7 protein-coding genes are annotated in these 7,757 nt (G+C 61.8%); 4 read left to right on the top strand and 3 right to left on the bottom strand.

Annotated features, from left to right (window positions below; genetic code table 11):
- Positions 1-42 precede the first annotated feature (42 nt).
- On the bottom strand, positions 43-795 hold the full coding sequence (locus BFP95_RS24455; protein WP_065873398.1) for a thioesterase II family protein: 753 nt from the start codon (positions 793-795) through the stop codon (positions 43-45).
- A gap of 302 nt (positions 796-1,097) precedes the next feature.
- Between BFP95_RS24455 and BFP95_RS24450 the strand changes: the two genes are divergently transcribed.
- Positions 1,098-1,649, top strand: a complete 552-nt coding sequence (locus BFP95_RS24450) for an RNA polymerase factor sigma-70 (protein WP_027603895.1) — start codon at positions 1,098-1,100, stop codon at positions 1,647-1,649.
- 128 nt (positions 1,650-1,777) lie between these two features.
- Here BFP95_RS24450 and BFP95_RS24445 read toward each other — a convergent pair whose 3' ends face one another.
- Entirely contained in the window at positions 1,778-2,566 is a 789-nt protein-coding gene (locus tag BFP95_RS24445; RefSeq protein ID WP_083207168.1) for a substrate-binding periplasmic protein, read from the bottom strand.
- Positions 2,567-2,659: 93 nt separating this feature from the next.
- Positions 2,660-3,283, bottom strand: coding sequence for a TetR/AcrR family transcriptional regulator (locus BFP95_RS24440; protein WP_065873400.1), 624 nt, complete (start codon positions 3,281-3,283; stop codon positions 2,660-2,662).
- A gap of 153 nt (positions 3,284-3,436) precedes the next feature.
- Between BFP95_RS24440 and BFP95_RS24435 the strand changes: the two genes are divergently transcribed.
- From BFP95_RS24435 to atuC, 3 genes are read left to right on the top strand one after another with little or no spacing between them, the layout of a single operon-like run.
- Positions 3,437-5,215, top strand: coding sequence for an acyclic terpene utilization AtuA family protein (locus BFP95_RS24435; protein ID WP_065891078.1), 1,779 nt, complete (start codon positions 3,437-3,439; stop codon positions 5,213-5,215).
- A 14-nt stretch (positions 5,216-5,229) separates the two neighbouring features.
- Positions 5,230-6,102, top strand: coding sequence for an SDR family oxidoreductase (locus tag BFP95_RS24430; RefSeq protein WP_065873402.1), 873 nt, complete (start codon positions 5,230-5,232; stop codon positions 6,100-6,102).
- Between the two features lie 3 nt (positions 6,103-6,105).
- Positions 6,106-7,722 (top strand): geranyl-CoA carboxylase subunit beta, encoded by a 1,617-nt coding sequence (atuC, locus tag BFP95_RS24425; RefSeq protein ID WP_065891079.1) that lies wholly within the window; start codon positions 6,106-6,108, stop codon positions 7,720-7,722.
- Positions 7,723-7,757 lie beyond the last annotated feature (35 nt).

The following is a 7,757-nucleotide window of genomic DNA, read 5'->3' as shown; positions in this document are numbered from 1 at the left end:
CCTGAAATCGGCTTGCGGGAAATTCGGGAATTGGGGGGGCTTTTAGCCGGCGGCCAGTTGCCGCGCCGCGCCGTTGCGCCAGCGGGCCAGGTGTTCGTCGGCGTAGCGCCGCACGCAGCGCAGCACGGCGCTTTCGTGTTGGATGAGGAAGAAGTGGTGGCCGTCGAACATGTCCAGGGAAAAGCCACTGGCGGCGTCGAGTTGCCAGTCGAGCAACTGGTCGGCGCGCACGCTGTCCTGTTTGCCGCCAAATACATGAATCGGCATGCCCAGCGGCGCCCGCTCGCCATAGGTGAAGCTGCCGCACAAGAGAAAATCGGCGCGCAGGATTGGCAGCATCAACTGCATCAACTCGGGGTTGGCCAGGGCTTCTTCGGCGGTGCCTTGCAGCTCGCGCAGGCGGGTGATCAGTTGTTCGTCGGTCTTTTCGATGGCGTATTCGCTCACGTCACGACGTGCCGGCCCGGCTGTACCTGAAGCGAACAGCGCCAACGGCGCAGGCACATTGCGTGCATTCAGCGCGTGGGCCAGTTCGAAGGCGAGCAGGCCGCCGAGGCTGTGGCCGAACAAGGCATAAGGGCCGTTCAAGTCACGGCTGATTTCATCCGCGAGCTGCGCAGCCAAGGCTTTGATATCGCGCTGCAACGGTTCGTCCATGCGCATGCCACGGCCAGGCAATTCCAATGGGCAAACGTGCAACCACTCTGGCAGGGCCCTGCGCCAACGCGCGTAAACCATAGCGCTGGCGCCCGAATAAGGCAGGCAGAACAGACGCAGTCGAGCCGGCGTACTCATCAGGCGACGACTCCAAACTGAAACACGCTGTGTGCACGATGCAAACCCATCTCGTCCTCCTGCGGGTGCTGATCCTTGGTCGTTTTACTAACGGACCTGTCACCCAGAAGAACGGACGGCACCGGCAAATAATTAGTCGTCGGGTACAAGCGAGACGCGGTTCACACCTAACCAGAAAGCATAAGATTAGTTCGCCTTCTCATTTGACAATCATTATCATTCAGCATAATTTGTTGCCCGATGTGTAGGAGGCCTCAGCAAGGACGCCCTCCCCTAACCTCTTTTGCGACAAGGTGATTTCCATGACGGAACAAGTATCCACAGGCAGGTGCGACTCACCGCTTCTCCAGGCGTTCGTCGATAATCGACTGATTCTGGTGAAGATTGCGGCACGTATTACCGGGTGCCGCTCCCGGGCCGAAGACGTAGTGCAGGATGCCTACTTCCGCCTGCAGTCGGCGCCGACGATCACCTCATCGTTCAAGGCCCAGCTCAGCTATCTGTTCCAGATCGTGCGCAACTTGGCGATCGATCACTACCGCAAGCAGGCCCTGGAGCTCAAATACTCAGGCACCGAAGAGGAAGGCTTGAATGTGGTTATTCACGGCGCTTCACCGGAAACCTCGCACATCAATTTCAATACCCTGGAAAACATCGCCGACGCCCTGACGGAGTTGCCGCAGCGCACCCGCTACGCGTTCGAGATGTACCGCCTGCATGGCGTGCCGCAAAAGGATATCGCCAAGGAACTCGGCGTATCGCCGACCTTGGTGAATTTTATGATTCGGGATGCGCTGGTGCATTGCCGCAAGGTGTCGGGCAACCACAGCGATACGTTTGCGCGGCGGGTCTGACACGCCGCTGTAAACAATGTGGAAGCTGGCTTGCCTGCGATAGCGGTGGGTCAGCTACCCATGTTTTCCCTGATACACCGCTATCGCAGGCAAGCCAGCTCCCACAGTTTTGATCTGTGTTGTGCCTCTCAGGGTACCGGCGTCACATCAATCCGATACGGCTCGAAAATCTTCAACATCTCGCCATTTTCGCGCAAGCGCTTGAGCAACGCGGAAAACGCTTCCCCCGTGATCGGCGCTTTGGGGCGCAGCAATGCGTAGTGGTGATACACCTGGTCGATACGCTCCGACACCAGGAACTGCCCGGCCATGTCCACGTTGCGCACCATGAAATCACTCAGGTAAGAACGGGTCACCAAGGCGATGTCGGCCCGCCCGCGCGCGACCATCAACAGGTTGCTGTCATGGGAGTAGGTCAACGTGGCGTTGAAGTGCTCAGCCATGTACTTGGGATCGGGGTTGAAATGTGCGAAGGCGTAGTGGTAACCGCTGAATACCGCCAAATGCTTGCCGTTCAGGTCAGCGAAATAGGCCTGGTCGCGACCAGGCTCACGCTGGGCGACGAAAATTTCCGCGTCTTCCAGGCCCATGTCGACTGTCGTGTGGGGGATCTCCTGCCAGCCCCAGTCGGGGTTTTCGAAGATGGCCATATCAATCCGGCCCTGCTCGAAATCGCGAAAACGTCGCGGAATTGAGGTGGGCACCAGCACAAATTTATAATCGGTCTGCGAGGCGTTCAAGGCCTCGACCAGTTGCGGCAGCAAACCGGTGTCAGCGCCCTGCTCCGGACGCACGGTGTAAGGCGGGAAATGCGCCGCGCCGATCCTGACCAATTGGGCAGCCGAAGCCGGCATCCACCACGCGGCGCCCACTGCCCAAAAAGTTAGTCCTGCAGCCAGCCGCCATGGCGAAAACATCAAGGCACACACCGTTCAACACGCTAATGGCGATAAGCTAGGCGTTTTTGTCTGGCGAGACAACTTTTCTCCGGCAAATTAATACCTTGCGCCTCAATCGGCCTTCAGAACCATCAGCAGGGCTTCTTCGGCTAATTGCTCGAGGGTCATGCTGCCCTCGGCGCGGAACCAAGTGGTGGTCCAGGACAAAGCGCCGGTCAGGAAGCGCCGGGTGATAAACACATCGCCACGGATATAGCCGGCGTCCTTGGCCTCGCCCAGCACTTGCAGCCACAGCGCCTCGTACACATCGCGCAGAGCCAGCACCTGAGCCTGGCCTTCAGCCGACAGCGAGCGCCATTCGTACACCAGCACCGCCATCGCTTCGCCGCTGCCGCCCATGATCGACTGCAATTCGCAGCGGATCAGCGCCAACACACGTTCGCGTACGTCGGTGGCTTCCTCAAGAGATGCGCGCATCATCGCGGTGTTGTAGTGGATGGTTTCTTCCATCACCGCGCGCAGGATCTCGTCCTTGCTCTTGAAGTGATGAAAGATGCTGCCGGACTGGATACCCACGGCGCTGGCCAGGTCGCGCACGGTGGTGCGCTCGAAGCCCTTGTTGCGAAACAGGTGGGCCGCCGTTTGCAGCAGCTTGCCACGAGCGCTTTCGGGGTCGGTCAATTGGCCGCCGTCGATCATGGTGCGCATCACCCGCAGGGCTTTATGCTCATCCATGCCTCTCTCCTCTACTTCCACGGACGTCTTGGCCGGCAATTTAGGCCGTGACAGCCACCCAAGCAAGCGCTTGGCTAAAACTTGTGCATGGAGTTTACAAACCAAGCGCTTGCTTGGTAGTCTCGCTAACAGCCATTCGAGGAAGGATTTCTCATGAGCAAGACGGTTCGTATCGGCTGTGCCAGCGCCTTCTGGGGCGACACGTGTACCGCTGCCGCGCAGTTGGTGCACGGCGGTGAGCTGGATTACCTGGTCTTCGACTACCTGGCGGAAGTCACGATGTCGATCCTGGCCGGTGCGCGGATGAAAGATCCCCAGGCCGGCTACGCCACGGATTTTGTCGACGTGCTCACGCCGTTGCTGGGCGATATCCAACGCCAGGGCGTCCGTGTGATCAGCAACGCTGGCGGCATCAACCCCCAGGCCTGCGCCGCCGCTCTGCAAGCAGCCTGTGACCATGCGGGCGTTGCACTGAACATCGCCGTGTTGCTGGGGGATGACCTGCAGCCTCAGCTCAAACGGCTGCACGGCATCACCGATATGTTCAATGGCGCACCGCTGCCGCCGATGTGCGTGTCCGCCAATGCTTACCTCGGCGCACCGGGCATTGCACAGGCGCTGGCATTGGGCGCGGACATCGTCATCACCGGCCGCGTGGTGGACAGTGCGGTGGTCAGCGCGGCGTTGGTGCATGCGTTCAACTGGTCCTGGCAGGACTACGACCGCCTCGCCCAGGCCGCACTGGCCGGGCATATCATCGAATGCGGCGCGCAGTGCACCGGCGGCAATTTCACCGATTGGCGCGAGGTACCGGACTACGAGCACATCGGCTTTCCTATCGTAGACGTCAGCGCCGACGGCCAGTTTATTGTGAGTAAAGTCGACGGCAGCGGTGGGCTGATCAGCGAACTCAGCGTGGCCGAACAGTTGCTGTATGAAATCGGCGATCCGCATGCCTACCTGCTACCGGATGTCATCTGCGATTTCAGCCAGGTCAAATTGCAGCAGCAAGGTAAGAACCGGGTGCGCCTGCATGGCGCCAAGGGCTCGCCCCCAACCGACCAGTACAAAGTCAGCGCCACCTACCCGGAGGGTTTTCGCTGCACCGCCAGTTGCCTGATCGCCGGAATCGATGCGGTGGCCAAGGCCGAACGGGTCGGCCAGGCGATCATCAACAAAACCTCGGAGCTGTTCAGCCAACGCGGCTGGGCGCCCTACACCGAGGTGAATATCGAACTGCTGGGGAGCGAAGCGACTTATGGCGCCCATGCGATGCGCCAGGACTGCCGCGAAGTGGTGGTGAAATTGGCGGTGCGACACCCCAGTAAACAGGCGCTGGTGCTGTTCGCCCGCGAGATTGCCCAGGCCGCCACCGGCATGGCGCCAGGGCTGACCGGCATCGTCGGCGGGCGGCCAACGGTGTATCCGCTGATTCGGCTGTTTTCGTTCCTGATCGACAAATCCGCCTGCGAGCTGGAAATCGACCTCCGAGGCGAACGCCACACCTGCGCACTGCCGATTGCCGACGCCCCCACCCTGCCCGCTGCACCGATCGTCCCACCCAAACCCCAAGGCCGCGCCGACGCCAGCGTGCCTCTGGTGAAACTGGCCGTGGCGCGCTCCGGCGACAAGGGTAACCACAGCAACATCGGCGTAATCGCCCGTGACCCCGACTACCTGCCGTGGATCGCCGAGGCGCTGACCCCGGAGGTGATTGTCGATTGGATGGGCCACGTACTGGATCCCGTGCATGGCCGCGTCGAGCGCTGGTATTTGCCCGGCAGCCACAGCCTCAACTTTTTGCTGGAAAACGCACTCGGTGGTGGTGGCATCGCCAGCCTGCGCATTGACCCGCAAGGTAAAGCCCTCGCCCAGCAACTGCTGGAAATCCCGATTGCCGTGCCGCAGCACATAGCCGATCAACTCGTATAACCAGGAGCGTTGCCGTGGCCTTCGACTCGATCTTCAAAGCCGACCTGTTTCAGGGGCAAACCGTGATTGTCACCGGCGGTGGCAGCGGGATTGGCCGTTGCACTGCACACGAATTGGCAGCCTTGGGCGCCCAGGTGATTCTGGTGGGACGCAAGCCGGAAAAGCTGCAAGCGGTCGCAGCGGAAATCGCTGAAGACGGTGGCATCGCTCATTGGCAGGCCTGCGACATTCGCGATGAGGAGGCGGTGAAGACGCTGGTCAGCCAGATCCTGAGTGATCACGGCCCGATCCACGGTTTGGTGAATAACGCCGGCGGCCAGTACCCGTCACCATTGGCCTCGATCAACCAGAAAGGCTTTGAAACCGTGCTGCGCACCAACCTGGTCGGCGGTTTCCTGATGGCCCGTGAAGTGTTCAACCAATCCATGAGCAAGCACGGTGGTGCCATCGTCAACATGCTCGCGGACATGTGGGGCGGCATGCCCGGCATGGGCCACTCGGGCGCGGCGCGCGCCGGCATGGACAACTTCACCAAGACCGCCGCCTTTGAGTGGGGTTGTGCCGGCGTGCGAGTCAACGCCGTCGCGCCGGGCTGGATCGCTTCCAGCGGCATGGACACCTACGAAGGTGCGTTCAAGGCAGTGATTCCAACCCTGCGCGAGCATGTGCCGCTCAAGCGCATCGGCACCGAGTCGGAAGTCAGCGCAGCCATCGTCTTCCTGCTCAGCCCCGCCGCCGCCTTTATCAGCGGTAGCACCCTGCGCATTGACGGCGCCGCCAGCCTCGGCAGCCGCGCCTGGCCGTTGCACAAGGCGCAACCGTCGAGCGAACCGTTCAACGGCTTCCACCGCGCCTACCTGCCGGATGTGCTCAAGGCGGAGAAATAAGCCATGCCGGTGATTGAATCCCTGATCGATACCCACAGCCCACAGTTCGCGCAGAACCGTGAAGCCATGCTCGCCGCCATCACCCACGTGCGCGAACTGGAACACACCCTGCTGAGCAAGGCACAGGACGCCAAGCCCAAGTTCGACAAGCGCGGCCAACTGCTGCCCCGCGAACGCCTCAACCTTTTGCTGGACCCCGGCGCGCCGTTTCTGGAGCTGGCCAGCCTGGCCGGCTACAAGCTGCACGACGACAAGGACGGCAGCGCCGCCGGCGGTGGGTTGATCGCCGGGATCGGCTACGTCAGCGGCGTGCGCATGCTGGTGGTGGCCAATAACAGCGCGATCAAGGGCGGCACCATTTCCCCCACGGGCTTGAAGAAATCCCTGCGCCTGCAACAGATCGCCATGGAGAACAAGCTGCCGGTGGTGACCCTGGCCGAGAGCGGCGGTGCCAACCTCAACTATGCCGCCGAGATTTTCGTCGAAGGCGCGCGCAGCTTTGCCAACCAGGCGCGCATGTCGGCCATGGGCTTGCCGCAGATCACCGTGGTGCATGGCTCGGCCACGGCGGGCGGTGCGTATCAGCCGGGGTTGTCGGATTACGTGGTGGTGGTGCGCGGACGCGCCAAACTGTTCCTCGCTGGTCCGCCGCTGCTCAAGGCCGCGACCGGCGAAGTGGCGACCGATGAAGAACTGGGCGGCGCCGAGATGCACGCACAAACGGCCGGCACCGCCGAGTACTTGGCGGAAAATGACGCCGACGGCGTACGCATCGCTCGTGAGATTGTCAGCCTGTTGCCTTGGGACGATCGCCTGCCGCCGGTGCCGAAACGCGCCTTCGCAGAGCCGCTGTACCCCATCGAAGAACTGCTGGGCCTGATCCCCGACGACCCGAAAAAACCCTACGACGTGCGCGAAATCCTCGCGCGCCTGGCAGACGGCTCGCAGTTCCTCGAGTTCAAAGGCGAGTTCGATGCGCACACTGTCTGCGGCCACCTGCACATCCAGGGCCGCGCCGTCGGCGTGATTGGCAACAATGGCCCCATCACGCCGAAGGGCGCGAGCAAGGCCGCGCAATTCATCCAGCTCTGCGACCAGAGCCGCACGCCGCTATTGTTCCTGCACAACACCACCGGTTTCATGGTGGGCACCGAGTCGGAACAACAAGGCGTGATCAAACACGGCGCAAAGATGATCCAGGCGGTGGCCAATGCCCGCGTGCCTAAACTCACGGTGGTGGTGGGCGGCTCTTATGGCGCGGGCAACTACGCGATGTGCGGCCGCGGCCTGGACCCGCGTTTTATCTTCGCCTGGCCCAACAGCCGCACCGCGGTCATGGGTGGCGCGCAGGCGGGCAAGGTGCTGCGGATTGTCACCGAGGCCAAGCAGTTGAAGGACGGCCTGGTGCCGGATCCCAAAGTGCTGGATATGTTGGAGCAGGTCACCGCGCAGAAGCTCGACAGCCAGTCCACCGCGCTGTACGGCAGCGCCAACCTGTGGGACGACGGGTTGATTGATCCACGGGATACGCGGACCTTGCTGGGCTTTTTGCTGGATACCTGCCACGAGGCCGAGGTGCGTGAGTTGCAAGCCAATACTTTCGGTGTAGCGCGTCTCTAAATTTCGCCGGGACGCTCCGCGTCGCGATCAGGAGA

Source organism: Pseudomonas sp. 58 R 12 (assembly GCF_900005865.1).
Classification (GTDB): domain Bacteria; phylum Pseudomonadota; class Gammaproteobacteria; order Pseudomonadales; family Pseudomonadaceae; genus Aquipseudomonas; species Aquipseudomonas tritici.
The sequence above is the reverse complement of the archived record's forward strand: the minus strand, read 5'-3'. Positions and strand labels throughout refer to the sequence as shown.

Excerpts from the sequence above, each read along its gene's own strand:
- BFP95_RS24455 (WP_065873398.1), bottom strand. The coding sequence starts at position 795 with ATGAGTACGCCGGCTCGACTGCGTCTGTTCTGCCTGCCTTATTCGGGC.
- BFP95_RS24450 (WP_027603895.1), top strand. The coding sequence starts at position 1,098 with ATGACGGAACAAGTATCCACAGGCAGGTGCGACTCACCGCTTCTCCAG.
- BFP95_RS24445 (WP_083207168.1), bottom strand. The coding sequence starts at position 2,566 with ATGTTTTCGCCATGGCGGCTGGCTGCAGGACTAACTTTTTGGGCAGTG.
- BFP95_RS24440 (WP_065873400.1), bottom strand. The coding sequence starts at position 3,283 with ATGGATGAGCATAAAGCCCTGCGGGTGATGCGCACCATGATCGACGGC.
- BFP95_RS24435 (WP_065891078.1), top strand. The coding sequence starts at position 3,437 with ATGAGCAAGACGGTTCGTATCGGCTGTGCCAGCGCCTTCTGGGGCGAC.
- atuC (WP_065891079.1), top strand. The coding sequence starts at position 6,106 with ATGCCGGTGATTGAATCCCTGATCGATACCCACAGCCCACAGTTCGCG.